The sequence below is a fragment of the Bradyrhizobium sp. IC4059 genome (assembly GCF_020193615.1).
GTDB classification, from domain to species: domain Bacteria; phylum Pseudomonadota; class Alphaproteobacteria; order Rhizobiales; family Xanthobacteraceae; genus Bradyrhizobium; species Bradyrhizobium yuanmingense.
Window position 1 is genome coordinate 411,301 of sequence record NZ_JADYVH010000001.1, and the last position, 24,619, is coordinate 435,919.

Consider the following 24,619-nt stretch of genomic DNA (forward strand, 5'->3'; position numbering starts at 1 on the left):
AACCCTCTCCCGCCGGCGGGAGAGGGGGCGCACCTCCATCGTGACAACCAGCTGTCATTCGAGCTCGATCGCGAAGGGGCGGCCTTCCACCATCATCGCGCCCGGGCCCATTTCGTCGAGCGCGCGCAGCATGCGGCCGTTGCGTCCGAGTGCACGATCGGCGAGGCCGACGATGCGCCGATTGGGCGAGGCGATCGGCGAGGCCGCGCGAATCTTCCTGGCGATCTCGATCTCGTCGCGATTTGGATTAAGCGCGCAAACGGCCGCGAACGCGCTGGCGGTGGAGCGGCTGATCCCGGCGTAGCAATGCACCACCAGCGGGGCGCTGCGGTCCCAGCCGCGCACGAAGTTGAGCACCTGCTCGATATGCGTCTCCGACGGCGCGACGAAGCCGTCCATTTCCTCGGTGATGTCGTCCATCGACACCTTGAGGTGGTTGGCCGGGAGCACCGAGACCGGACGCGCCACCTGCTCGACATTGGCCATCACGGTTAGCACGTGACTGGCCTTGGTGAGGCGGACGGTCTCGGGAAGCGCGGCGAGGGAACAGACGTGGATCATGGCGAACCTTTTTGCGCCCGATTATAGCGAGCGCTCGTAGGTGGGCAAAGGCGCATCGCGCCGTGCCCACCATTTCGCAATTGCGCGCATGTCGCTTGGTTCGGTGGGCACGCTTCGCTTTGCCCACCCTACGAAGGAATAATGCTACGCAAACACGGCGCCAAACCGCTCCAGAAACTGCTTCTCGGCCCGCGCCGCGGTCCAGGGCGTCAGATAGTCGCGTCGGACGCTGTCGGAGAGACCCGGATCCTTGCCGAACAGGCGCCGCGCTTCGCTTGCGCTGAAGCCGGCGAGCTCGGTCGCCTCGAGATAGGCCGCGCCGCGATCGGCGGCCTTGATGGCCTGCGTGATGTCATCTGGCAATACCGGCGGCAAACCGAAGCGGATATGGATGGCACCGAGCAGCCGCTTCTCGACGGCCTTGTAATGACCGTCGAGCACGGCCTTGAACGGCGAGATCATGTCGCCGATCACATATTCCGGCGCATCATGCAGCAGGGCCGCGAGCCGCACGCGCTGGTCGACGCGGGGTATCTCATGCCGCAGCACGGTCTCTACCAGCAGCGTATGCTGCGCGACCGAAAAGATGTGCGCGCCGAGGGTCTGTCCGTTCCAGCGCGCCACCCGCGCCAGCCCGTGCGCGATGTCGCCGATTTCGATGTCGAGCGGGGAAGGATCGAGCAGGTCGAGCCGCCGGCCCGACAGCATGCGCTGCCAGGCGCGGACCTCTTCGTTGCGCGCTGCCTTCTTCGCCGTCATTTGGCCTTGAGGCGCAGCTTGCGCTGGGTCTTGCTGCAGGTCGCATGACAGTGGCAGTCGACCAGGTGGTCGTTGACCATGCCGGTCGCCTGCATGAAGGCATAGACGATGGTCGGGCCGACGAATTTGAAGCCGCGCGAGGACAGCTCCTTGGAGATCTGCACCGAGAGCGGCGTCGAAGCCGGCACGCTTCCCGTGGTCTTGAACTGGTTGACCTTGGGCCGTCCGTCCATGAAGTCCCACAGCAGCTTCGAGAAGCCCGGGCCCTTCTCCATGATGTCGAGATATGACTTTGCACTCAGGATCGCGCCTTCGATCTTGGCCTTGTTGCGCACGATACCCGCATCGTTCATCAGCGCGTGAACCTTCTTGGGCGTGTAACGCGCGATCTTCTCCGGCTGGAAATCGTCGAAGGCTTTGCGGAAATTGTCGCGCTTGCGCAGGATCGTGATCCAGGACAGGCCGGCCTGGAAGCCGTCCAGCATCAGCTTCTCGTACAGCGCGCGGTCGTCGTATTCCGGCACGCCCCATTCGGTGTCGTGATAGGCGACATAAAGCGGATCTTCGCCCGGCCAGGGGCAGCGGGTCAGACCATCGGGATGCAAGCGGGCAGCGCGGCTCATGCGGTCGGCTGCTTGGCTGGAATGCGAACGACGTCTGGTTCAGCGAGTGTCAAAGCCAGCCCCCCAGCGGTGAGCGGCTGGCCCGCATCGAGCGCGTCTGCGACACGGTCGATGCGCACCAGCGCGATTCCCTTGCCGCCAGCCGTCGAGCCGATGGTGCCGACCGGCTTGTCGCCGGCAAGAATGGTCGTGCCCGGCTCGGGCGAGGCGTCCTCGAGCAGCACCTTCACGCTGCGCGTGCGCGCGGTGCCGCGATGCTGCATGCGCGAGACGACCTCCTGGCCGACATAGCAGCCCTTGTCGAAATCGACGCCGGCGAGGCGATCCATGTTGGTCTCATGCGGGAACGCATCGCTGTACATGAAATCGAGCCCGCCGCGCGGCACGCCGAGCGCAATGCGGTGCGCCTCGTACTCGGCTGCATCGACCAGCTCGGCGCCGATGAGATCGGACAGTTTCTGCTTGAGATCTTCCGGGACCAGGATGCGGTAGCCGAGCCCCTCAGCCCGCGGATCGGCAAAGGCAAGGTCGGGCTGCGCCGCCGGCTCGCCGTCCCAGGCGGCGAGCACGCCGAGGTCGAGCTTGTCCACGGTGACCTTGGCGCGCAGCTTGTAGAATTTCAGCTTGGTGGCGAGGGTGTCCGCCAGCGCCTTGGGGCAGTCGATCAGGAACCCGCCGCCGTGGCCCGCGGACGCTTCCGTGATCAGGAAATCCACGATGATCTTGCCCTGCGGCGTCAGCAATGCGCCGAATCGCCCCAGACCAGGTTTCAGCCTGTCCACGTCGGTGGTGACGAGGCCATTGAGGAAGTTGCGCGCATCCTCACCCGCGACTTTGATTACGCCCCGGTCGGGAAGAAACGCCGATTTCATGCGAAAATCTCTTGCGACATGTTGCTCCGGAACGTAAGCCCGCAACGCATAAACGACAAGACCTCGAGCCCTGCGCCCTGAGGATGAGAGAGGCCCAATGACCCAGCGTTTCGATGTGATCCTGAAGGGTGGCACCGTCTTCAACCAGGACGGCGAGGGCGTGCGGGATATCGGCATCACGGGCGGTCGCATCGCCGAGCTCGGTCCGCTATCGCAAGACTCAGCCGCCGAGGTGATCGACTGCAAGGGCCTGCACATCCTGCCCGGCGTGATGGACACGCAGGTGCATTTCCGCGAGCCCGGGCTGACGCACAAGGAAGACCTCGAGACCGGCTCGCGCAGCGCCGTGATGGGCGGCGTCACCGCCGTGTTCGAGATGCCGAACACCTCGCCGCTGACCGTGACGGAGGCCGAATTCACCGACAAGGTGAAGCGCGCCCATCACCGCATGCATTGCGATTTCGCCTTCTTCATCGGCGGCACCCGCGAGAACGTGCAGGACCTGCCTGTGCTGGAGCGCGCACCCGGCTGCGCCGGCGTCAAGGTGTTTATCGGCTCGTCCACCGGCGCGCTCTTGGTGGAGGACGACGAGAGCCTGCGCCGCATTTTCCAGGTGATCCGCCGCCGCGCCGCCTTCCACGCCGAGGACGAATACCGCCTCAACGAGCGCAAATCGCTGCGCATCGAAGGCGATGCGCGCTCGCATCCGGTCTGGCGCGACGAAACCGCGGCGCTGATGGCGACGCAGCGCCTCGTCAAGCTCGCGCACGAGACCGGCAAGCGTATTCACGTGCTGCACATCTCGACCAAGGAGGAGATCGAGTTCCTGCGCGACCACAAGGATGTCGCCTCCTGCGAGGCGACGCCGCACCATCTCACCCTGGTCGCGCCGGAATGCTACGAGCGGCTCGGCACGCTGGCGCAGATGAACCCGCCGGTGCGCGGCGCCGATCATCGTGCCGGCATTTGGCGCGGCATCGAACAGGGCATCATCGACGTGCTCGGCTCCGACCACGCCCCGCATACGCTGGAGGAGAAGCAGAAGACCTATCCCGCTTCGCCTTCCGGCATGACCGGCGTGCAGACGCTGGTGCCTGTTATGCTCGATCACGTTAATGCGGGTCGGCTTTCGCTGGCGCGCTTCGTCGACCTCACCAGCGCCGGCCCTGCGCGCCTCTACAACATGGCCTGCAAGGGCCGCATCGCCGCCGGCTACGATGCCGACTTCACCATCGTCGATCTCAAGCGCAGCGAGACCATCACCAACAAATGGGTGGCGTCCAAGGCCGGCTGGACGCCCTATGACGGCGTTCGCGTCACCGGCTGGCCGGTCGGCACCTTTATCCGCGGCCGTCGCGTGATGTGGCAGGGCGAGCTGGTGACGGCCGCGCAGGGCGAGCCGGTGCGGTTCCTGGAGACGCTGAAGCAGTAGGGTGATGTGGGGGACGCACGGGGCTTCCCCATTCGTCATTGCGAGCGCAGCGAAGCAATTCAGTCTGTCGCCGCGGAAAGACTCTGGATTGCTTCGCTGCTCTCGCAATGACGGGAGGGGCGGTCTACACTTTCTCTCGAACGGGAGTGCAGCCTGATGTCCCAACCCGCCGCCCTCATCACCACCGAGCAGCTCGCCGCCATGCTCGGCGATCCCAACCTTCGCCTCTACGACTGCACGACCTATCTTGAGCCCGCGCCGGAAGGCAGCGCCGTGCCTTATCGCGCCGTGCCCGGCGACAAGACGTTCGCCGCCGGCCACATCCCCGGCGCCGATTTCCTCGACCTGCAAGGCGAGTTCTCCGACGCCTCGTCGCAACACTTCTTCATGATGCACGATGTCGCCCAGCTGGAGGCCGCCTTCGGCCGCCACGGCCTCGATGCTGGCAAGACCATCGTGCTCTACAGCATAGGGACGATAATGTGGGCGACGCGGTTCTGGTGGATGTTGCGCGCGCTCGGCGTCGATGCCCACGTGCTCGACGGCGGCTTCGACAAATGGCAGCAGGAGGGACGGCCGACCGAGACGGGCGCACCGAAAGGCTATCCGGTGACGGCCTTCAAGGCGGCGCCGCGCCCAGGCTGCTTCGTCGACAAGGAAGCCGTGCTGGCGCGGATCGGCGATCCCGCGACCATCATCGTCAACGCGCTCGGGCCGCAGTTTCACCGCGGCCTCGAGCCGAGCCGCTATGGCCGGCCGGGCCGCGTTCCCGGCAGCGTCAACGTTCCCGCAGCCACACTCGTGAATGCCGACAAGACGCTGGCGGATCTTGCGGATGCGCAAGCGAAGTTCGCCGCCCAGGGCGTCACGCGCGACAAGAATGTGATTCTTTATTGCGGCGGCGGCATCTCGGCGACGATCGACCTCCTGCTGCTGACGCAGCTCGGCTACGACAAGCTGACGCTCTACGACGCTTCGATGGGCGAATGGGCGAGGGATCCGGCGCTGCCGATCGAGACGGACTGAGGCGCGCGTTCCCGGCTCTGTCGGGAACATCTCCCGGTCATCGCGAGATTAATGCTTGTCCGCCGGCAACGGCTTCCGTGCGATAAGAGCGGCAGACTTCGCGACGCCTTTCGCAGAGTCATTCATCCGTCAACTGGCCCCGCCCGCGTGGCGGGGTCATTTTCAGGACGGCTTACTGCTTCAGGACGGCTTACTGCCTGCAGATGCCGACCGAGAATTCGCCGTTGCGAATGCGGCCGGGAAAGCCCTCGACGAACTTTGCCACTGCGTCCTCGCCATAGGTGCCGACGAGCTCGGCGAGGGCCGCGAACAGGCTCGCCTGCGCCAGGCAGTCGCCGTCGACGCCGTCATGACGCGCCTCGGCCCAGGCCTCGTTGAGATAGCTCAGTGCGGCCTGTTTCTGCTCGTGATCGGGCAGCGGCGCGCGGGCGGGGGCGTAGGAAATCGGCTGGCTCATGAAACTCGGTCAGGCTGAGGCGCGATCCACGGCGATGCGCTGTGCGAGAGGTGTAGCACGGGCGTTAACGACCGCTAGGCCACATCTTTAAGAACGGTTAACGGCTGTGAACAAAGTCGATGACAGGGTTCCCGGCCCGCACATGCGTCGACCGCGCCGTCATTCCGGGGCGCGCCTCGCGCGAGCCCGGAATCCATCGGGCATCAGAGACGGTGGATGAATGGATTCCGGGCTCTCGCGCGCGAGCCCCGGAATGACGGGGTAGCTAGTTCGCGTAGCGCGCCGTGAGATCGCGCGAGATCTTCGAGCCTTCCTCGATGTAGCGGCGGATCGCCACCATCGCGGCCGGCGTGCAGCTGCGATAGGTCTGCTGAAAACCGTTATAGCCGCGGTTGAAGCCGGCGATCATGCGGGTGCGGCGCTCGCCGGAGGGGGTCTCGGCATCGATCAGCGCCTGCATCTCATTGCGCCATTTGTTACCCTCGTTGGCCCCGCAGATGCCGCGCAGATAGTGCAGGCCGCCGAGGATCTCGGCCAGCCGCTGCAGTTCGCCGTCAAACGGCGCCGCCACGTCCTGGGCCCTCGCAGGCACGGAGGCGCAGGCGAGAATCAGGACAAAAATGGCCAGAAATCGCGACGACATCGGCGGCTGTATGCCCCCTCGGGACGGCTGGCGCAAGGCGGGCGGTCAGGCTCCAAGCAGCCGGTGAGCGGACAGGATGACCTCCTCGAGCCCCCCGGTCAGCTTGAGGTCGCCGAGGCTTGCCAGGGCGCCAGGGGCGATCCAGCGGTGATCGTCGAGCTCGTCGTTCAGCGCCGGCTCCCGGGCCGTCCAGCGCGCGGCAAAGGACATGATCAGGTAATGGCCGGCGCCGGCCGCGGCCGGCAGCACCTCGCGCCAGCCGGCGAGGCCAATGATCTCGATGCAAAGGCCGGTTTCCTCGTCGACCTCGCGGCTCAGGGCCTGATGCAGCGATTCGCCGAACTCGACCCGGCCACCCGGCAGCGAATAGAAGCCCTTGGCCGGCGAGCGGGCGCGGCGGACCAGTAGCACCTTGCCGTCGCGGAAGATCGCCGCGCTGACCGCAAGCTGGGGATGGGCAGGATGGACGATTGCGGCCAATCGCGTCACCTATCCGGATGAGTTCGCCATGATGGTGTCGACGTCGGCTTCCGCCCCGCCATTGATGATGCCGCCGCAGGCTGCGATCAGGGGCTTGACCCAAAGCGTGGCCTGCTCGGCGAGGCGGACCCGCGTCGTGTCCTTCTCGACCTCGCGCATAGCCGAGCCGACCGCGGTCAGAATCGAGGTCATGGTATCCGTCAAGTGGTCGAACTGGGCACGCACGTTGGGATCGGCTTTCTCATAGGCTTCGATCGCCAAATCCCGCGCCTTGAAATTCGACGCCGTGAAATGCTCGGCATAGGACAGCGGCGTCCAGGTCAGGAAGTCCTCGGCGCATTCCGGCATATCTGGCACCATTTCGAGCAGCATCACGGCTTCATTGAAATGGTTGAGATAGTCGGTGGCAAGCCCGGTGCGCGGATTGATGTTGGCCACGCGCAGCCGTTCGGCCCAGGCGGTCGCCTCAGGGCCCGTCTGTACATGCGTCCGCGCGGGTTGGGAGGCCGTTGAGCTCATCTGCCGCAGTGTTAACGTTCGGGGTTAAAAGGACCTGAACGGACCCTATATAGGCCTCCAAGGATGTGTGGACGCTTCGTCATAACTTCGGCCCCCGCGGCTTTGCGGCAACTGTTCGGCTATGTCGAGCAGCCGAATTTCCCGCCCCGGTACAATGTCGCGCCGACACAACCGATTCCGGTGGTGCTGCTCGAGAACGGCGCGCGCCATTTCCGTCTGATGCGCTGGGGCCTGTTGCCCGGCTGGGTCAAGGACCCCCGCGGGTTCACGCTCCTGATCAATGCCCGTTCCGAGACGGTGCTGGAGAAGCCCGCCTTCAAGAATGCGATTCGCCGCCGGCGCGGCCTGATCCCGGCCGATGGTTATTACGAATGGAAGACGGAAGCCGGCCGCAAGCAGCCCTTCTTCATCCACCGCGCCGACGGTGAGCCGCTCGGTTTTGCCGCTGTGTTCGAGACCTGGGTCGGGCCGAACGGCGAGGAACTCGACACGGTCGCGATCGTCACCGCCGGGGCAGGCGAGGATCTCGCCGCGCTGCATGACCGTGTGCCCGTCACCATCAGCCCGCGCGACTTCGAGCGCTGGCTCGACAGCAACGGCGACGAGATCGATGCAATCCTGCCGCTGATGAGGGCCCCGCGCGTCGGAGAATTCGCCTGGCACCCGGTCTCCACCCGCGTCAACCGCGTCGCCAATGACGACGAGCAGCTCGTGCTGCCGATCAGTGCGGAGGAGATCGAGGCGGAAGCCGAGGCGGCGAAGCCGAAGAAGGCGGTGCGGAAGACTGCGGCAGCGTCATCAGATGACGGGCAGGGGTCGTTGTTCTAGGTGCGGTGCCGCCACTCACTCCGCTGTCGTCCCGGACAAGCGCGCCCAAAGCGCGCGCCGATCCGGGACCCATAGCCACAGGATGAGGTTATGGCGCAAACTGTTCACCACGAGTCTCGTCAAACGCGATCCTGTGGTTATGGGTCCCGGGTTCGCGCTACGCGCGCCCCGGGACGACGACTGAGTGTGAGGCGCTGCCGTCACACAATCTCCCGCGCCCTCAAGCCCGCGATCTCCGCCGCATCGAATCCCAGCTCGCCCAGCACCGCGTCCGTATCCGCGCCCAGCTCCGGCGCCATGCGATCCAGCCTGCCGCCGCCATGGGCCAGCTTGAAGCCGCTGCCGGCAAAGCGCAGGCGGCCGTATTCCGTGTCCAGCTCCTGGATCGCGCCGCGCGCCTTGATTTGGGGATGGTCGATGACCTCCTCGACCTTCCAGATGCTGGCGCAGGGCGCGCCGGCGTCCTCCAAGATCGTCTCCCATTCGCGTGCCGGCCGTTTCGCTAGCGCCTGCTCGATGATGGCGCGCAGCGCGCCCTCGTTCTCGTTGCGCGAGAACCAGTCGGCAAAGCGCGGATCTGACAGCGTATCCTCGCGGCCGAGCGCAGCCATCAGCGCGCGGTACTGCTTCTCGTTGTTGACGGCGAGCAGGATATGGCCGTCGCCGCACTTGAACAAATTCGCCGTGGTCCGGCGGCTCACCGCCTGATTGCCCGATAGCTGCTGTCGATGTCCGGCGACCGACCAGTCGGCGATCTGGCCCGAGAGAAACGCCAGCGTCGCCTCCAGCATGGAGACGTCGATCAGCTGCCCCTTGCCGGTGCGGTCGCGCTGGTAGAGCGCGCTGGACACGCCGAACGCAGCGGTGGCGCCCGAGAGCACGTCGCACACGGCAAAGCCCGCGCGCGTCGGCCCCGTCTCGGGGTGGCCGGTGATCGCCATGATCCCCGACAGCGCCTGCATCTTGCCGTCATAGCCGGGCCGCAGGCGATCCGGCCCGGTCTGGCCGAAACCCGACACCGCGCAATAGATCAGCTTTGGGTTGATCGCGGACAGCGCCTCATAGCCGATGCCGAGCTTGTCCATCACGCCGGGGCGGAAATTCTCCATGACCACGTCGACGCGGCCTGCGAGCTTCTTCACGATCGCGATCGCCTCCGGGTTCTGCAGATCGAGCGTCAGGCTGCGCTTGTTGCCGTTGACCGCCTGGAATGCCGGCGCCAGACCGCGCTCGGCCCATTCGCGGCTGAGCGGCGTGCGGCGCATGTCCTCGCCCTCGCGCCGCTCGATCTTGATGACGTCGGCGCCGAGCAGCGCGAGCTGATAACTCGCATAGGGGCCGGCCAGCACTTGCGTAAAATCCAGGATCTTCACGCCCTCGAACGGTCGCGTCACCTCGCTCTCCCTCGGCTTATTGTTGTTGGAGGACGTCAGGCGGCGCGGTTGCCGCGCGCGATCTCCTTCTGCTTGTCGAACTCGGCGCGGCGGCGAGCCAGCTCTTCGGGCGAGAGCTGCGCAACGTTGTTGTAGTCGAGCTTCCAGGAGGCGTCCTCGCTCCAGCGCAGCGGCGATTGCATCGTGGTCTGCGGACCGCTCGCGCTCTCCAGCAGCCGGAGCGCGAGCTCGAGCGTCTGGGCCTGCGACGCGATGTCGTGCGGCTTGCCGGCGGAATTGCCGAGCGGGAAGTCGGAGAACAGGAAGCGCGGCACGGCCGCGTGCTCGATGATGTCCTTGGCGCAACCCATGACCACGGTCGGGATGCCGTTGCGCTCCAGGTGCCGCGCCACCAGCGCGGTGGTCTGGTGGCAGACCGGGCAGTTCGGCACCAGCACCGCGACGTCGACCTTGTCCGCGAGGCAGCGTGCCAGGATCTCCGGCGCGTCGGTGTCGAGCGTGACGCGATGGCTGCGGTTGGTCGGCGCGCCGAAGAAGCGCGGCGCGACCTCGCCGATGCGGCCGGCCGCGGATGCCTTCAATAACTGCGGCAGCGGAAACCAGGTGCCGCTGTCGGTGGCTGAGGTGTGCTTACGGTCGTAGCCGATGTGCGAGATGCGCAGATCGTGCTTTTTCGACGTGTCGCCGTCATAGACCTGATAAAACTTCGCGCTGCCATTATACGCCGCGCCCGGCCCCTGGTCGCCCTTGGCCGGATCGTAGGGCGCCGCGGTGGTGATGATGGTGACGCGCGATTGGGCCAGCGTTTTTTTCAGCGGCTGGAACGGTGCCTCGGTGTAATGCGCCCAGCGGTACGGCGTGGTGTAGCCGATCGCCGCGTAATAATCCCGGGTGCGCTGCATGTAGGGGACGGGGGAATCGTAGTCGGGCGCAAAGCCGAATTCATCGTCGCGCGGAGCGGACATGGCGCGTCTCCTGGTTGTTGGTTGACGACAGACTAGAGATAGTTTTGCGGTTGCTCAACCGGGGGGGAGCGGCGGCGCAGGTCTGAATTGCAGGCTTGATAGAGCGAGCTGCGCTCCTCCCCTCTCCCCTTGTGGGAGAGGGTGGATCGCCGCATAGCGGCGAGACGGGTGAGGGGTATCCATCCTCACGAACGATCTCACAAGTGGAGAGAACCCCTCATCCGGCGCTTCGCGCCACCTTCTCCCACAAGGGGAGAAGGAAGGACAGCCGCAAGGTCACCTGAACACATGCAGCGCCACATACTGCAGCAGCATGATCGCCTTGGCGTCGATGATGCGGCCGTCGGCGATCATCGCGAGAGCTTCGTCAATGGAGAGCTCCAGCACCTCGATGTCCTCGCCCTCGTGCTCCAGGCCGCCGCCGTCGCTGACGCGCATCTCGGGCTCGTATTCGGCGACGAAGAAATGCAGCTTCTCGGTGATGGCGCCGGGGCTCATGAAGGCCTCGAACACCTTGTGGACATGGTGCAGGCGATAGCCGGTCTCTTCCTCCGCCTCGGCGCGGATGCGCTCCTCGGGCTCGGCGTTGTCGAGCACGCCGGCGGCGGCCTCGATCAAGAGGTCGTCGTAACCGCGGATGAAGGCCGGAAGGCGGAACTGGCGCACCAGGATCACGGTCCGCCGCGCGAGATTATATGGCAGCACGGCGGCGGCGTTGTCGCGCTCATAGGTCTCGCGATGCTGGGTCTGCCACTCGCCACTCGCGCGCCGATATTCGAAGGTCGTGGTCTTCAGCGTGGTCCAACCGTCCGAGAGCACGCGGACGTCCTTGATGCGGACGCGGTCGGAAAGGGTCATGGCTGGATCTCAATTGCTTGGCGTGGTCGCACGGCCGTCGAGCCACTTCTGGAACATCAGGGATGTCGATAGCTCGAAGCCGAGCGAGCCATAGAACGCGTTGGCCTGCGCGTTCTCGCGACGGACCAGGAGCTGCAGCTTCAAAATCCCGGCGCTTCGCAGCCAGTCCTCGGCCGCCGCCATGATGATGCGGCCATAGCCGCGCTTCTGACAGCTGGGATCGACGGCGACGTAATAGACCCAGCCGCGATGGCCGTCATGGCCGACCATCACGGTGGCGACGATCGCGCCATTGTCGCGGCCGACCAGCACGGTGGAATTGTCGCGCCGCCGCGCTAGTGCGATGTCGGCATGCGGGTCGTTCCAGGGGCGCGTCAGGCCGCAGCGCTGCCACAGCGCGACCACGCCCTCGACGTCGGCATCGGTGATCGCATCGATCGCAAGGGAAGCGCTCACAGCACCTTCCCCGGATTCATGATGCCGAGCGGATCGAGCATCGTCTTGATGGAGCGCATCAGCTCGATCGCGGTTTTGTCCTTCACCTCGGGGAGCTCGTCGCGCTTGAGCACGCCGATGCCGTGCTCGGCCGAGATCGAGCCGCCCATGCGCAGCACGATCTCGAACACCACCGCGTTCACATCATGCCAGCGCGCGAGGAAATCGGCGGTGTCGGCGCCGATCGGCTGGCTGACGTTGTAATGCAGATTGCCGTCGCCGAGATGGCCGAACGGCACCGGCCGGGCGCCGGGGATCAGCTTCACCACGGCCGCATCGGCTTCCGCGATGAATTCGGGCACGGCCGCAACCGGGACGGAGATGTCGTGCTTGATCGAGCCGCCTTCCGGCTTCTGCGCCGCCGACATCTCGTCGCGCAGCTTCCAGAACGCGCCGCGCTGGGCGAGGCTCGCCGCGATCACGGCGTCGTCGACGATCTCCTCCTCCATGGCACGGCCGAGGATCGTCTCCAGCGTGCGGGCATCCTCGCTCGGCGATGACAATTCCATCAGCACGTACCAGGGATGCTTCTCTGCGAGCGGATCGCGCACGTCGATGCCGTGGCGGACCGAGAAATCCACCGCCAGCTCCGACAGCAGCTCGAAGCTCGTCAGCGCATTGGCGGCTTCGCCTTGCGCGATGGTGAGCAGCCTCAGCGCCGCCGCCGGCGATTTCAGCCCGACGAAGGCGGTCTCGATCGCCCGCGGCTTCGGAAACAGTTTCAGCGTCGCCGCGGTGATGATGCCGAGCGTGCCTTCGGCGCCGATGAAGAGGTTGTGTAGATTGTAGCCGGTGTTGTCCTTCTTCAGCTTTGACAGCGAATTGAGCACGCGCCCATCGGCGAGCACCACTTCGAGGCCCAGCGCCATCTCGCGCGCGACGCCATAGGCGAGCGCCGCGGTGCCGCCGGCATTGGTCGAGAGATTGCCGCCGATGGTGCAGCTGCCTTCCGCGCCGAGCGACAGCGGAAACAGCCGATCGACCTCGGAGGCCTTGGCTTGCGCGATCTGCAGCACCACACCGGCTTCCACCGTCATGGTGTTGGACGCGGTGTCGACCTCGCGGATCTTGTCGAGCCGGCGCAGCGACACCACCACCTCGCCATTGTGCGGCGTCTGGCCGCCGACGAGCCCGGTGTTGCCGCCCTGCGGCACCAGCGCGATGTTGTGCGCGGAGGCGAGCTTGCAGATCGCGGAAACCTCCGCCGTCGAGCCCGGGCGCAGCACCAGCGGCGAGCGGCCGTGGAACAGATTGCGCTCCTCGGTGACGTAAGGCTCGATGTCAGTCGGGTCGGTGATGGCGTGGCGGTCGCCGACGATCTTGCGGAATTGCTCGATCAATTCGGGCGCAAGCGGCGGGGTGGCAGGCTTGTTGATGTTCATGTCCTCGTCTCTTGCTTCAACGCGCCACCGCGGCGCGGCGCAGCCGGTCGTTGATCGCCTCGCCCAGACCATCTTCGGGAATCGGCATCACCGCAATCGCCCGCGGCGCTTTCGCATCGAGGCTGCGAAGATAGCCGAACAGATTGGCCGCGGCTTCATCGAGATCGGCGGTGGGCGACAAATTCATGACGGCCGAGGCGGCGTCAAGGCCGGGCAGGCGCTCCGGGCCGAACGCCAGCAGCGCGTCGCCCGGCGCGACCTCACGTGCATTGAGCCGCACATGGGCGCGCGGTGCGTAGTGCGAGGCCAGCATGCCCGGGGCCAGCGGCTGGCTGTCGTCGCTGCCAGCCTCCGCCGGCGGCCGCGTCAGCTTCGCGCCCAGCACCGCCTCGATCCGCTCGCGCGAGAGCCCACCGGGACGAAGCAGCATCGGCGCGTCGAAGCAGCCGACAATCGTGGATTCAACGCCGACCGTAACAGGCCCGCCGTCGATGATCAGGTCGATCCGCCCGGCAAGGTCGCTCTCGACATGCGCGGCCAGCGTCGGCGAGACGTGGCCGGAGATGTTGGCCGAGGGCGCCACCACGGCGCCGCCGAAGGCGCGCAGGATCGCCTGCGCGACGGGATGGGCGGGGATGCGGATCGCCACCGTGTCGAGGCCAGCGGTGGCGAGATCCGCCACCGTGCAGTCCTCGGCCTTCGGCACCACGAGCGTCAGCGGCCCCGGCCAGAACGCCTCCGCAAGCGCCAGCGCCCGCGCATCGAACCGCCCGATCCGCCGCGCGGCCTTGAGGTCCGCGACATGCGCGATCAGCGGATTGAACGCCGGCCGGCCCTTGGCGGCGTAGAGATGGGCGATCGCGACCGCATTGGCAGCATCCGCCCCGAGCCCGTAGACCGTCTCGGTCGGAAACGCGACCAGCCCGCCGGCCGCAAGTCGCCGGGCGGCGGCTTCCGCGCCGGCTTCGCCGGCCGGCAATATCAGCGTTTCGACACCCGTCTTCACAGGGATAAAATTCCTCATCTCGGCCGCTTGCAGTGCGTCAAGCCCGACGCTATAAGCCGCCTTCTTGTCGGAGTGTGGCTCAGCCCGGTAGAGCACTGCGTTCGGGACGCAGGGGTCGCAGGTTCGAATCCTGCCACTCCGACCATTCTTCCAAAAGTCGACGTTTTCCAGAGTCTTGGCAGCCCGGCTGCCGGCGCCTCAGGACGCCTTTTGCAACGATTTCGGGATTGGGTCCACGGCCGATTTGGCGGGGCAGGGTGGCCTGTCGCGGTAGCATGGCTTGCCAGAAGCGAGCGCCGGCGGTTCCGACTTGCGGAGCTAGGTCAGGGGCCTACCGCCGCGCCATCAGCACACCCACCAAAAACGCCACCATCAGCGCCGGGCCGTGGTGCCTCGCCGGTTGCCCTCCAGTCATCCCGACGGCTAGATGAGTCCCAAGCTGATCGCGCGCCCGAGGCGCGATCGGCCAATAACAAAAACAGGGCTGGAAATCATGAACAATAAAATCATCGCGCTCGCTACGGCTTTTGGATTCGCGGCCTGCGGGTCGGCATGGGCCGCGTGGCCCGACGACAAGCCGATCGAAGTCGTCGTCGGCTTTGCGCCCGGCGGCGGCACCGATGTCATGGCGCGCAAGCTTCTCCCCTTTGTCGAGCGCGCGCTGGGCGGCAAGGCGAAGTTCGTCGTCCTGAACAAGCCCGGCGCCGGCGGAGAGATCGCGTTTGCGTCGATCGCGCGCGCGGCGCCCGAGGGCTATTCGATCGGTGTCGTCAACGTGCCAGGCTACAACTTCCTGCCAATGACCCGCAAAACCCAATACACCACGGATGAAATCCGGCTGGTCGCTCGCGTCGTCGAAGATCCGAATGTCATGGTGGTGCCTGCCGATAGCAGATTCAGCAATCTGCCGGATGTCGTTGCCGCACTGCGCAGCAAGCCGGGCTCGGTGACCTTCGGTCACAATGGTGCCGGCACGAACGGTCATCTGGCCATTCGCATGCTTGCGGCAGCCGCGAAAGTCGAGCCCAACGAGATCTCCTACAGAGGAACGGCCGCACAGCGGACCGATCTCCTGGGCGGGCATCTGGACGTCGGCATGGTCACCCTCAGCGAGATCCCCGAATTGCATGGCACCAACAAGGGGCCATTTCGTGTCATCGCGATCCTGTCGAAGAAGCGCTTTCCATCGCTGCCGGGCGTTCCGACGGCAGAGGAGGCGGGCTTTCCGGTCATGACGACGTCGGAACGCGGCTTTGCGGTCCCCAAGGGCGTTCCAGACGACATCGTCAAGAAGCTGGAAGCCGGGATCGCCGAGGGCCTGCGTAGTCCAGAGTACCTGACGGGTTCGCCCGGGGATGAGCCGGTGATCGCCTTCATGCCTGGCGCGGAGTGGCAGAAACACCTCGACGATATGTCCGCAGCTTTACGTCCTTACGCCGAGCAGATGCGAGCAGACGGGCAGAAGTGATCGATCCTTCCGTAGCCGGCGGTTGTTGGGAGACTACCGCCGCGCCACCAGCACGCCCAGCAGAAACGGCATTGGGCCGGCTCTCAAAATCAGAGGACGAAGCCACCCTAGTGTGGATATCGTCGCAAGTCGTGACTTTCACGACTCCTCGCTCTCGATTCGCGCTCCGAATTTTAGCGGAGATTAGCTGACAACCTACTTCTGCAGCTCGCCTTGGTGCTGCGAAGCAATCCCTGCTGGTGCGCCCCGCCAACGCAAACGGCGCGGCCGTGATCGGCCGCGCCGTTGTGACGCTGTTATGTGAAGGGCCTAGTCTTCGTAGGGGGCGTAGGCTGATGCGCCCCAGCGAGGCCCGTCATAGCCGTATCCCGGGCTCCAATAACCGTAGGTGTTGGCAGGGTGCCAACTGCCGATGCGCTGGCATTGGCCGATGCCGGCCATCAACTGGCCGCCGCTCATGGCGGGCCCGGCGGCGCCGACTGCTTCTCCAGCCGGTGGGGTGCACGGGCCGGGACCGCGGCCCGCAGCGAGGCTGGGGCTTACAGTTGCGAGCGGCAAAATCGCGGCCAGAGTTGCGGCGACGCTCACGAGTTTCGTACGTATCATGGTTGTCTCCATGTTCGAGGCTTAACGGGGGCCCAATCCCTCCTGCCGCGAGACGTTCCGCGCGGAACGGTCGCGTTTTCGCGAGCAAAAAAGGTTTCCTCGGGTTTCACGGAACGCCGCGATTTCCATTGACATGAGCGCGTCATCGCGAGCGCGCATTATCTGCGAGCGACCAGCACACCGACCAGAAAGGCCACCAGCAGCGACGGCAGCGGGGCGTCGCGCACCATGCCGCGGACGACGTCTTGCCAGTGCTGCTCCGGCACCAGTCTCGGCGATCGCACGTTGGGTGCGGGCTGGATACCCCAGTGTGATGCGAGCTCGGCGACCTCGCTTTGCGCGAGGCGCACGCCGTCGCGGACGCGATAGATCGCGGCCTCGGACCGCTCACGCGGTGCGAGCAGCATCAAGGTCTCGACCGCGGTGCGCAGCGTCATCTCGCCGTAGCCTTGCAGCCTGACCTGCTCCTCGGGATCGGACGTCATGCAAAATCCCTCACAGCGTCAAATTCTTCACAATGAGAAATGGCGCGCGATGGTGAAGGCCGCCGCCGTGCACAGAACCAGCGTGGGCCCGGCCACGTCGCGCGCGAGATCGGCGCGCGTCAGCTGCCTGCTCATGGTCTTGCTCCATGCTTTGCATGGAAATGGCCGCCGCCGCGCTTGGTTCCCTGCGCCGGCGCGAATCGGCAGGCCGACTATTTCCGCAGCAGCTCGCTCAAGGCCGCCGTCGCTTCGGCGCAGCGGATGTCGTCGATCTCCCGCGACAGGCTGAGCGCGCTCGATCTCAGCTCCTCGAGCTTCCAGCTGTCCGGATGCTGGTTTTCGAGCTGACCGAGACGCTTGTTCAGATCGTCTAATCTCGATTGAAGCTGCCCGATGCTGGCGGCCCCATTCACTTTCCAAACGCGTTGTGCGCGCATCGTCGTTCCCCTGATAGTCTCACGGCCTTGTGAGAGCGGTTCATGGCCGGAATGGGAGTTTGTTTTGTCCGGCTTCAGACGGCGGGGAACCGTTGCAGATCGGCAACGAAGTTCCTGTTTGGTGCTCACCCAGCGCCGCACGATGATACCCGCAGGCCCGGAATTTGATTGTGCCCTCAGTACGGGGCGCCGAGGCGGCCTGTGCGCGGGTGATAGGCTCTGGCCGGGCGCACTCGAAAAAGATGAGGAACGACGCGTGACGAGAACTGTGACCATTGCAGCCGGCCAGCTCGGACCGATCGCGAGGAGCGAGTCGAGGTCCGCGGTGGTGGCGCGACTGATGGCGTTGATGCGCGAGGCGCGGGCCTGCGGCTGCGACCTGATCGTCTATCCCGAGCTGGCGCTGACCACGTTCTTTCCGCGCTGGTACTTCGAGGACCAGGCCGAGATCGACAGCTTCTTCGAGCGCGAGATGCCGGGTGCCGAGACACAGGCGCTGTTCGATCTCGCCCGCCAGCTCGGCATCGGCTTCTGCCTCGGCTATGCCGAACTGACGCTCGAGGTCGGGATTGTCAGGCGCTACAACACGTCCATCCTCGTCGACAAGAGCGGCGCGATCGTCCTGAAATATCGCAAGGTGCATCTGCCCGGCCATGCCGAGCACGAACCGTGGCGCGAATTCCAGCATCTGGAGAAGCGCTATTTCGAGCCCGGCAGCGGCTTCGGCGTGGTCGGTGCCTTCGGCGGCGTGATCGGCATGGCGATCTGCAACGACCGCCGCTGGAGCGAGACCTATCGCGTGATGGGCCTGCAGGGCGTCGAGATGGTGCTGATCGGCTACAACACGCCCGTGCACAATCCGCCCGCGCCGGAGCATGACGATCTCTCGCTGTTCCACAATCATCTGGTGATGCAGGCCGGCGCCTATCAGAACGGCACATTCGTGGTCGGGGTCGCCAAGGCCGGTGTGGAGGAGGGCGTCGACCACATCGGAGGCAGCTGCATCATCGCGCCCTCGGGCGAGATCATTGCGGCCTGCACGACAAAGGGCGACGAGATCGCGCTGGCGCGCTGCGATCTCGATCTCTGCAGTTCCTACAAGCGCACCACCTTCAATTTCGACGTGCACCGCCAGCCGCGCGCCTACGGCATGATCGTCGAGCGGAAGGGCGTGACGATCATGGCGGATGGGACGCCGGTGCCGCGGAGGGGGTGACGCTCTCTCCTTCGTCATTGATTCTCTTCACGACCACGTGTGTTTATTCGGAAACGTTCATTCCCTATTATCCCGCAATGCAAAAGGCCGCCCGCCGCTCCCGACCTGCCGCCCGTCTGCCCGGCCGTCCCCGGGAATTCGACATGGACACCGCGCTCGACCGCGCCGTGCGCGTGTTTCGTGAGCGCGGCTATCATGCCACCTCGATCGGGGACCTCACTGCGGCGATGCGGCTCGCGACGGGAAGCATCTACAAGGCGTTTCGCGACAAGCATGCGGTGTTTCTCGCCGCCTTCGAGCGCTACACGGCCCTGCGCCAGCAGCAGACCCGCAGCGCGGCGGCGCGTGGTGCAAACGGCCGCGAGCAAATCCGCAACGTGCTGCTGTCCTATGTCGAGCATTCCCGGGGCAGCGAGGGGCGGCGCGGCTGCCTCGTGGTCGGCAGCGCGGTCGAACTGTCCGCGCTCGATCCGGTCGTGGGTGCCCGCGTCAGCACACAGCTCGCGAGCAACGAGAGCTTCATCGCCGGCCTCATACGCGCCGGACAGGCCGATGGCTCGATCCCCCGCCATGTCGTAGCCGACGACACCGCGCGGCTGATGCTCTGCATCACGCAGGGAATGCGCGTCGTCGGCAAGGCGCGTCTGCCGCTCGACGCAGAGCGTCTCGTCGGCGCCGCAATGAAGCTGCTCGCCTGAATTCTTTGTCAGAATAGGGAATGACCATTCCCTATACCTTACCTAACGGCCATTCCCTGCGCCTTACCTGGAGACCATGCGAATGACGATGAATGCCACGATCGAGACCGCGCCGGGGCCGGATGCGGTGTCGCAGCGCCTGACCTTCGTGCTTGCCGCGGCTTGTGGCATGGTCGCCGCCAACATCTATTATGCGCAGCCGCTGATCGCCCCAATCAGCGCCGCGCTCGGCCTGTCGCATGCAGCTAGCGGGCTGATCGTGACGATGACGCAGATCGGCTACGGCACCGGGCTGCTGCTGATCGTGCCGCTCGGCGATCTCGTCGAGAACCGCGCGCTGATCTGCTCGGTGATCATGCTTGGCGCCGCGGCGCTGCTCGCCGCGGCGTTCGCAACCCATGCGCTGCCGTTCCTGCTCGCCGCACTGTTCATCGGCCTCGGCTCGGTCGCGGTGCAGATCATCATCCCCTATGCAGCGCATCTGGCGCCCGAAGCCATCCGCGGCCGCGTCGTCGGCAACGTCTCGACCGGCCTGATGCTCGGCATCATGCTGGCGCGTCCGGTGTCGAGCTTCGTCACCGCCTTGCTGTCGTGGCACGCAGTGTTCTTCGCCTCCGCCGCGCTGATGATCGTGCTCGCAGCCGTGCTCTGGATGACGCTGCCGAAGCGCAAGCCGGTCACGCGGATGCATTACGGCCAATTGCTGCTGTCGATGCCGGACCTGGTGCGGGCCACGCCGCTGTTGCGGCGCCGCGCGCTGTACCAGGCGAGCCTGTTCGGCGCCTTCACCCTGTTCTGGACGGTGGCGCCACTCCAGCTCGCCGGCGAGTTCGGCTTCTCCCAGCGCGGCATCGCGCTGTTCGCGCTGGCCGGCGTCGCCGGCGTGTTCGCAGCACCGATCGCCGGGCGCCTCGCGGACCGCGGCCATAGCAGCATCGCGACGCTGGTCGCGATGCTGCTCACGGCCGCCGGCTTCCTGGTGACCTCCATCGGCGCGTCCGGCTCGATGCTGAACCTCGCCTGTCTGGTGGTGGCCGCGATTGCGATCGATATCGGCGTCCAGGGCAATGTGGTGCTGGGCTTCCGCGCCATCTTCGCGCTCGGGCACGAGCACCGCAGTCGCCTCAATGGTCTCTACATGGCGACGTTCTTCGCCGCCGGCGCGGTCGGCTCGGCGGTCGGAGCATGGGCATTCGCACAGGGAGGCTGGACGCTCGCATCGGCCATTGGCCTTGCTTTGCCCGTCGCGGGGTTGCTCTACGCGCTGACCGAGTAGCGGCCGTCGCCCGAACGGTGCGACCGACCTCGCGATGACGCAATTTCCATCTCGCGGATTGGTTGCGGTTGTAGTACTTTCGTCGCAACGCACCTGGTTAACGGGCGGCAGGGGGATGCTGATGAAACGTGCGGGGCTGTTTGGCGCACGGCGGGTACGGCCATGGTCGTGGGGGGCGTTTCTGCTCGGGCTCGCCGTCGTCGCGGTCTCGGCCGTGGTTCAGGGCATCTGCGTCCTGCTCGGCGCAAAGTTCTATTTCGCAGCGTTCCTGCCCGGCCTGTTCGTGCTTGCGCTGATGGCGGGTGCACCGGCGGCGGCATTCGCCGCGCTGCTCACCGTGCCGCTGGTGTGGTGGGCGTTCATACCGCCGTTCTTCGAGCTCAATGCGCTGACCAGCGCGCATGCCGATTCCATCAACCTGTTCTGTCTTCTTGCCGTCCTCCTGATCGGCCTTGCCGATCTCTGCCGCGCGACGATGACAATCGTCAGAAGCGGCGGGCTGAAGCCTTCGGGCGAGAGCGCGGCAACGAATCCGCAATAGATCGCGCCGCGCGCGTTGCGCCCGAGCAACAGTCCGGCAACCATCCGCGAACTTGCCGCGCGCCGCTAACTTTTCGAAAAAGATTTGGCCGCAGTTTCTCCCGCGGGAATGACGAGGGAGTTTTCGGACATGAACGGTCACGCCATCCTGGAGAACGTGCGCCGCTACCGCGGCATCGCATCGCTCTATCGCCAGACCGCAGCGTTCCGCCCGGGCCAGAGCTGGTCGCTGCTGGAGCAGGCGAGCGAGTGGGAGGCGCGGGCGCTGTCGGAGCTGGAAGCCTATTTCGCCTCGCGCACGGACCACGCCGCCCCGCTCGCGGCCTGATCGCCGGCCATCGGCGCGCCCTGAACCGGCTCGCCGAAGGCGCGACCGCCACGGGCAAATACGGAGTTGTCTCCGCATCCTTCTATGCTAGCAACGGCCGAGAGATTCTTCTTCACGTCGGCCGGGGCACGCGATGACCACCTTCAACCGCATCTTCACGACGGAGCGCCTGCTCCAGATCATCGTGGTGCTGGCGGCGACGCTCGCCATGAAGCTGATGAGCTGAGCGAAGGCAGCTATCGTCCGCCTAGCTCGGGCAAATCAGGCAGATAATTCGAGCCTTCCGAGCCGAGGAAATCGAACATCGCCTGCGCGGGCGGCAGCAGCACCTTGTCGCTGCGGCGGATCACGTACCATTGCCGCACGATCGGCAGGCCCGCGACGTCGAGCACGACGAGCCGGCCCTCGGCGAGCTCATGCGCCACGGTGTGAGCCGAGATGAAGGCGATGCCGAGCCCGGCGATGACCGCCTGCTTGATGGTCTCGTTGCTGCTCATCTCCATGCCGATGATCGGCTCGAGATCCGATTTCTGGAACATGCCCTCCATCAGCGTCCGCGTGCCCGAGCCGGGCTCGCGGGTGAGGAAGGTCTCGTGCACGAGATCGGTCAGGCTGAGGCCGGAATCCTTCTCCAGCCAATGGCCCTTGCGCGCGACGATGATGTGCGGGTTGCGCCCGAGCTGGCGGACGTCGACGGTGACGTCGGCCGGTGGCCGACCCATTACCGCGAAGTCGAGGTCGTAGCCGTGCATGGCCTCGCGGATCTCCTCGCGATTGCCGATGGTCAGCTTGATCTCGATCTTGGGGTAGCGCTTGGAGAACGCCGCGATCGCGTGCGGCACGAAATATTTCGCGGTCGAGACCGCGCCGAGATGCACGGTGCCGCCGGTCCGCCCCGCGAGCAGGTCGAGCGCGCCCTGGCAATCGGTGATCGCGGCTTCGACCCGTTCGGCCAGCGCCAGCACCTCCCTGCCGGCTTCCGTCAGCAGCATGCCGTCGCCGGTTCGCTGCACCAGGGGCAGGCCGGCCAGGTCCTGCAGCTGCCGCAGCTGCTGGGTCACGGCCGGCTGGGTCAGCCCGAGATGGCTCGACGCCGCCGTCACGCTGCCTTTGGCCGAGAGCGCCGCAAGCGAGCGCAGCTGCCGGATCGTCAGATGCCGGAGCTGGGCCGCTGCATGGCCGGCGCCATTATAAGAAAATTCTTTGAGGCTCATTATGATTAGAAATTTTCCTTATTAAGCCGCTCCTGTCAATCTCCTGAATGCCGGCACTGACCGTGACCTGCCTCCACCAGGAGGGAATGGTTGCGGCACCGGCAAGGGGATGGACGCAGATGACCGGGCAACTCAGGCTGGACGACCACCTTCAACGGTATTCCGAGACCGCGCCGCATGCGTTAGCCGTGGCAGCCGCGGTCGATGCCATCGCGGCCGCAGCGATCGAGATTGCCGATCTCATCGCCAGCGGCGATCTCGCCGACGCCTCGGGCCTGACCACCGGGCGCAACAGCGACGGCGATCTCCAACGCGACCTCGACGTCCAGGCGGACGCGATCCTGCGCCGCTGCCTCGGCCGGCTGCCGATCGCGGCGCTGGCGTCGGAGGAGATGCGTGAGGCCCAGATCGTCGATCGTCAGGGGCGAATCTGCATCGCGATCGATCCGCTCGACGGCTCCTCCAACATCGACATCAACATGACCGTCGGCACGATCTTCTCGATCCTGCCGGCCCCCGATGATCTCTCACTCGCCTTTCAGCAGCGCGGCTCGGCGCAGCTCGCGGCGGGCTTCGTCACCTACGGCCCGCAGACCTCGCTGGTGCTGACGCTCGGCGACGGCGTCGACATCTTCACGCTCGATCGCAAGGCGGGCTGCTTCCGCTTCGCGCGCAGCGGCGTGCAGATCGCCGAAGCCTGCGAGGAGTTCGCGATCAACGCCTCGAACCGCCGGCATTGGGATCCGCCGGTGCGCGCCTTCATCGACGAATGCCTCGCCGGCGTCGACGGGCCCGCCAACCACGATTTCAACATGCGCTGGATCGGGTCGCTGGTCGCGGAGGCCTATCGCATCCTCACCCGTGGCGGCGTGTTTCTCTACCCTTCCGATGCGCGGCCCGGCTACGGCGACGGCCGCCTACGCCTGACCTACGAAGCACACCCGATGGCGATGATCATCGAGCAGGCCGGCGGCTCGGCCTCGACCGGGCGCGAGCGCATCCTCGATCTATCGGCGCAGAGCCTGCACCAGCGCGTGCCGCTGATCATGGGCTCGAGCAACGAGGTGCGGCGCGTCGAGGAGCTGCATTGCGATCCGCTGCTGGTTGCCAGCGTCTCGGCGCCGCTGTTCGCGCGGCGCGGATTCTTCCGGCTCTGAGCGAGGCGTCCGATGTCCAGGAAGCATCCGATCATCTCCATCACCGGCTCCTCCGGCGCCGGCACCACCTCCGTCAAGAAGACCTTCGAGCAGATCTTTTTCCGCGAGAAGGTCAACGCCGTCTACATCGAGGGCGACGCCTTCCACCGCTACGACCGTGCCGAGATGCGTGCGCAGATGGCGAAGGAGGCCGAGCGCGGCAACAAGCACTTCAGCCATTTCAGCCCCGAGACCAATTTGTTCGAGGAGCTGGAACGCGCCTTCCGCGACTACGGCGAGACCGGCACCGCGGTGACGCGGCACTACGTCCACGACGCCGAGGAATCGGCGCTGCATGGCGCGGCACCAGGCACCTTCACCGACTGGAAGCAGCTGCCGGAGGATTCGGACCTTCTGTTCTACGAGGGCCTGCACGGCGCCGTAGTCACCGATAAGGTGAACGTCGCGCGCTATGCCGACCTCAAGATCGGCGTCGTGCCCGTCATCAACCTCGAATGGATCCAGAAGCTGCACCGCGACCGCAGCGCACGCGGCTATTCGACCGAGGCGGTCACCGACACCATCCTGCGGCGGATGCCCGACTACATCCACTACATCTGCCCGCAATTCACCGAGACCGACATCAACTTCCAGCGCGTCCCGACCGTGGACACCTCCAATCCATTCATCGCGCGCTGGATCCCGACGCCGGACGAATCGATGGTGGTGATCCGCTTCAAGAATCCGCGCGGTATCGACTTCCCCTATCTGCTCTCGATGCTGCCGCAGAGCTGGATGTCGCGCGCCAATTCGATCGTGTGCCCGGGCGCGAAGCTGGACCTGGCCATGCAGCTGATCCTGACGCCGCTGATCATGCAGCTGATCGAGCGCAAGCGCAGCCTGAAGTGAACAGGG

29 protein-coding genes and 1 tRNA gene are annotated in these 24,619 nt (G+C 65.8%); 12 read left to right on the forward strand and 18 right to left on the reverse strand.

The window, feature by feature from the left end:
- Positions 1 to 54: 54 nt before the first annotated feature.
- From I6F12_RS01895 to I6F12_RS01910, 4 genes are all read right to left on the reverse strand, one after another.
- Entirely contained in the window at positions 55 to 561 is a 507-nt protein-coding gene (locus tag I6F12_RS01895) for a protein-tyrosine phosphatase family protein (protein ID WP_036028306.1), read from the reverse strand.
- A gap of 144 nt (positions 562 to 705) precedes the next feature.
- Positions 706 to 1,320, reverse strand: coding sequence for an HD family hydrolase (locus I6F12_RS01900; RefSeq protein WP_036028303.1), 615 nt, complete (start codon positions 1,318 to 1,320; stop codon positions 706 to 708).
- Entirely contained in the window at positions 1,317 to 1,943 is a 627-nt protein-coding gene (locus tag I6F12_RS01905) for a DNA-3-methyladenine glycosylase I (RefSeq protein WP_225112592.1), read from the reverse strand. Before I6F12_RS01905 ends, I6F12_RS01900 begins: the two co-directional genes overlap by 4 nt.
- Positions 1,940 to 2,815, reverse strand: coding sequence for a folate-binding protein (locus I6F12_RS01910; RefSeq protein WP_225155383.1), 876 nt, complete (start codon positions 2,813 to 2,815; stop codon positions 1,940 to 1,942). Before I6F12_RS01910 ends, I6F12_RS01905 begins: the two co-directional genes overlap by 4 nt.
- Positions 2,816 to 2,912: 97 nt before the next feature.
- On the opposite strand from I6F12_RS01910, the gene I6F12_RS01915 reads away from it, so the two are divergent.
- Complete coding sequence (locus I6F12_RS01915) at positions 2,913 to 4,247, forward strand: dihydroorotase (RefSeq protein ID WP_036003638.1); 1,335 nt, start codon at positions 2,913 to 2,915, stop codon at positions 4,245 to 4,247.
- Between the two features lie 156 nt (positions 4,248 to 4,403).
- On the forward strand, positions 4,404 to 5,273 hold the full coding sequence (locus tag I6F12_RS01920) for a sulfurtransferase (protein ID WP_225146952.1): 870 nt from the start codon (positions 4,404 to 4,406) through the stop codon (positions 5,271 to 5,273).
- Positions 5,274 to 5,463: 190 nt separating this feature from the next.
- Here the strand turns inward: I6F12_RS01920 and I6F12_RS01925 are convergent, their stop codons facing one another.
- The 4 genes from I6F12_RS01925 to I6F12_RS01940 all read right to left on the reverse strand — a co-directional run bounded on the left by I6F12_RS01925 (position 5,464) and on the right by I6F12_RS01940 (position 7,372).
- Positions 5,464 to 5,730: a hypothetical protein gene (locus I6F12_RS01925; protein ID WP_036003643.1), complete on the reverse strand. Its 267-nt coding sequence runs from the start codon at positions 5,728 to 5,730 to the stop codon at positions 5,464 to 5,466.
- 265 nt (positions 5,731 to 5,995) lie between these two features.
- Entirely contained in the window at positions 5,996 to 6,373 is a 378-nt protein-coding gene (locus I6F12_RS01930) for a TIGR02301 family protein (protein WP_036003646.1), read from the reverse strand.
- A 45-nt stretch (positions 6,374 to 6,418) separates the two neighbouring features.
- Positions 6,419 to 6,853 (reverse strand): NUDIX domain-containing protein, encoded by a 435-nt coding sequence (locus I6F12_RS01935; RefSeq protein WP_036003648.1) that lies wholly within the window; start codon positions 6,851 to 6,853, stop codon positions 6,419 to 6,421.
- Positions 6,854 to 6,862: 9 nt separating this feature from the next.
- A complete protein-coding gene (locus I6F12_RS01940; RefSeq protein WP_036003651.1) occupies positions 6,863 to 7,372 on the reverse strand; it encodes a hypothetical protein in 510 nt (169 codons plus the stop codon).
- A 63-nt stretch (positions 7,373 to 7,435) separates the two neighbouring features.
- Between I6F12_RS01940 and I6F12_RS01945 the strand changes: the two genes are divergently transcribed.
- Entirely contained in the window at positions 7,436 to 8,200 is a 765-nt protein-coding gene (locus I6F12_RS01945) for an SOS response-associated peptidase (RefSeq protein WP_225155384.1), read from the forward strand.
- 200 nt (positions 8,201 to 8,400) lie between these two features.
- Here the strand turns inward: I6F12_RS01945 and I6F12_RS01950 are convergent, their stop codons facing one another.
- From I6F12_RS01950 to I6F12_RS01975, 6 genes are all read right to left on the reverse strand, one after another.
- Complete coding sequence (locus tag I6F12_RS01950) at positions 8,401 to 9,594, reverse strand: CoA transferase (RefSeq protein ID WP_225155385.1); 1,194 nt, start codon at positions 9,592 to 9,594, stop codon at positions 8,401 to 8,403.
- A 35-nt stretch (positions 9,595 to 9,629) separates the two neighbouring features.
- Positions 9,630 to 10,559, reverse strand: a complete 930-nt coding sequence (locus tag I6F12_RS01955; RefSeq protein ID WP_225155386.1) for a glycine/sarcosine/betaine reductase selenoprotein B family protein — start codon at positions 10,557 to 10,559, stop codon at positions 9,630 to 9,632.
- A 276-nt stretch (positions 10,560 to 10,835) separates the two neighbouring features.
- Positions 10,836 to 11,417 carry an NUDIX domain-containing protein gene (locus I6F12_RS01960; RefSeq protein WP_036028286.1) on the reverse strand — a complete coding sequence of 194 codons (582 nt, stop codon included), beginning with the start codon at positions 11,415 to 11,417 and terminating at the stop codon, positions 10,836 to 10,838.
- A 9-nt stretch (positions 11,418 to 11,426) separates the two neighbouring features.
- Positions 11,427 to 11,873 carry a GNAT family acetyltransferase gene (locus tag I6F12_RS01965; RefSeq protein WP_225155387.1) on the reverse strand — a complete coding sequence of 149 codons (447 nt, stop codon included), beginning with the start codon at positions 11,871 to 11,873 and terminating at the stop codon, positions 11,427 to 11,429.
- Positions 11,870 to 13,294 (reverse strand): FAD-binding oxidoreductase, encoded by a 1,425-nt coding sequence (locus I6F12_RS01970; protein ID WP_225155388.1) that lies wholly within the window; start codon positions 13,292 to 13,294, stop codon positions 11,870 to 11,872. Before I6F12_RS01970 ends, I6F12_RS01965 begins: the two co-directional genes overlap by 4 nt.
- A 16-nt stretch (positions 13,295 to 13,310) precedes the next feature.
- The gene (locus I6F12_RS01975) at positions 13,311 to 14,318 is read right to left on the reverse strand and encodes an L-threonylcarbamoyladenylate synthase (RefSeq protein ID WP_225155389.1); all 1,008 of its coding nucleotides are present in this window, start codon (positions 14,316 to 14,318) and stop codon (positions 13,311 to 13,313) included.
- A gap of 50 nt (positions 14,319 to 14,368) precedes the next feature.
- Here I6F12_RS01975 and I6F12_RS01980 point away from each other — a divergent pair.
- A tRNA-Pro gene (locus I6F12_RS01980) sits at positions 14,369 to 14,445 on the forward strand.
- A gap of 282 nt (positions 14,446 to 14,727) precedes the next feature.
- The gene (locus tag I6F12_RS01985) at positions 14,728 to 15,768 is read left to right on the forward strand and encodes a tripartite tricarboxylate transporter substrate binding protein (RefSeq protein WP_225155390.1); all 1,041 of its coding nucleotides are present in this window, start codon (positions 14,728 to 14,730) and stop codon (positions 15,766 to 15,768) included.
- A gap of 309 nt (positions 15,769 to 16,077) precedes the next feature.
- Here I6F12_RS01985 and I6F12_RS01990 read toward each other — a convergent pair whose 3' ends face one another.
- The 3 genes from I6F12_RS01990 to I6F12_RS02000 form a co-directional block, all read right to left on the reverse strand.
- Entirely contained in the window at positions 16,078 to 16,374 is a 297-nt protein-coding gene (locus I6F12_RS01990; RefSeq protein ID WP_225155391.1) for a hypothetical protein, read from the reverse strand.
- A gap of 158 nt (positions 16,375 to 16,532) precedes the next feature.
- On the reverse strand, positions 16,533 to 16,859 hold the full coding sequence (locus I6F12_RS01995) for a hypothetical protein (protein ID WP_036003836.1): 327 nt from the start codon (positions 16,857 to 16,859) through the stop codon (positions 16,533 to 16,535).
- A gap of 212 nt (positions 16,860 to 17,071) precedes the next feature.
- The gene (locus tag I6F12_RS02000; protein WP_225112605.1) at positions 17,072 to 17,425 is read right to left on the reverse strand and encodes a hypothetical protein; all 354 of its coding nucleotides are present in this window, start codon (positions 17,423 to 17,425) and stop codon (positions 17,072 to 17,074) included.
- Positions 17,426 to 17,552: 127 nt separating this feature from the next.
- Here I6F12_RS02000 and I6F12_RS02005 point away from each other — a divergent pair, with 127 nt between their 5' ends.
- From I6F12_RS02005 to I6F12_RS02025, 5 genes are all read left to right on the forward strand, one after another.
- The gene (locus tag I6F12_RS02005) at positions 17,553 to 18,512 is read left to right on the forward strand and encodes an N-carbamoyl-D-amino-acid hydrolase (RefSeq protein WP_225112606.1); all 960 of its coding nucleotides are present in this window, start codon (positions 17,553 to 17,555) and stop codon (positions 18,510 to 18,512) included.
- A 77-nt stretch (positions 18,513 to 18,589) separates the two neighbouring features.
- On the forward strand, positions 18,590 to 19,210 hold the full coding sequence (locus tag I6F12_RS02010; RefSeq protein ID WP_345944157.1) for a TetR/AcrR family transcriptional regulator: 621 nt from the start codon (positions 18,590 to 18,592) through the stop codon (positions 19,208 to 19,210).
- An 82-nt stretch (positions 19,211 to 19,292) separates the two neighbouring features.
- A complete protein-coding gene (locus tag I6F12_RS02015) occupies positions 19,293 to 20,486 on the forward strand; it encodes an MFS transporter (protein WP_225155392.1) in 1,194 nt (397 codons plus the stop codon).
- A 121-nt stretch (positions 20,487 to 20,607) separates the two neighbouring features.
- On the forward strand, positions 20,608 to 21,027 hold the full coding sequence (locus I6F12_RS02020) for a hypothetical protein (RefSeq protein ID WP_036003874.1): 420 nt from the start codon (positions 20,608 to 20,610) through the stop codon (positions 21,025 to 21,027).
- Between the two features lie 129 nt (positions 21,028 to 21,156).
- Positions 21,157 to 21,354, forward strand: a complete 198-nt coding sequence (locus I6F12_RS02025) for a hypothetical protein (RefSeq protein ID WP_157286986.1) — start codon at positions 21,157 to 21,159, stop codon at positions 21,352 to 21,354.
- Positions 21,355 to 21,590: 236 nt separating this feature from the next.
- On the opposite strand, the gene I6F12_RS02030 is transcribed toward I6F12_RS02025, so the two are convergent.
- Positions 21,591 to 22,568 carry a LysR family transcriptional regulator gene (locus tag I6F12_RS02030; RefSeq protein WP_036038207.1) on the reverse strand — a complete coding sequence of 326 codons (978 nt, stop codon included), beginning with the start codon at positions 22,566 to 22,568 and terminating at the stop codon, positions 21,591 to 21,593.
- A gap of 119 nt (positions 22,569 to 22,687) precedes the next feature.
- On the opposite strand from I6F12_RS02030, the gene I6F12_RS02035 reads away from it, so the two are divergent.
- Together I6F12_RS02035 and I6F12_RS02040 are read left to right on the forward strand one after the other, a co-directional pair.
- Entirely contained in the window at positions 22,688 to 23,725 is a 1,038-nt protein-coding gene (locus tag I6F12_RS02035; protein ID WP_057027006.1) for a class 1 fructose-bisphosphatase, read from the forward strand.
- Between the two features lie 12 nt (positions 23,726 to 23,737).
- Positions 23,738 to 24,613, forward strand: a complete 876-nt coding sequence (locus I6F12_RS02040) for a phosphoribulokinase (protein ID WP_036003856.1) — start codon at positions 23,738 to 23,740, stop codon at positions 24,611 to 24,613.
- Positions 24,614 to 24,619: the final 6 nt, after the last annotated feature.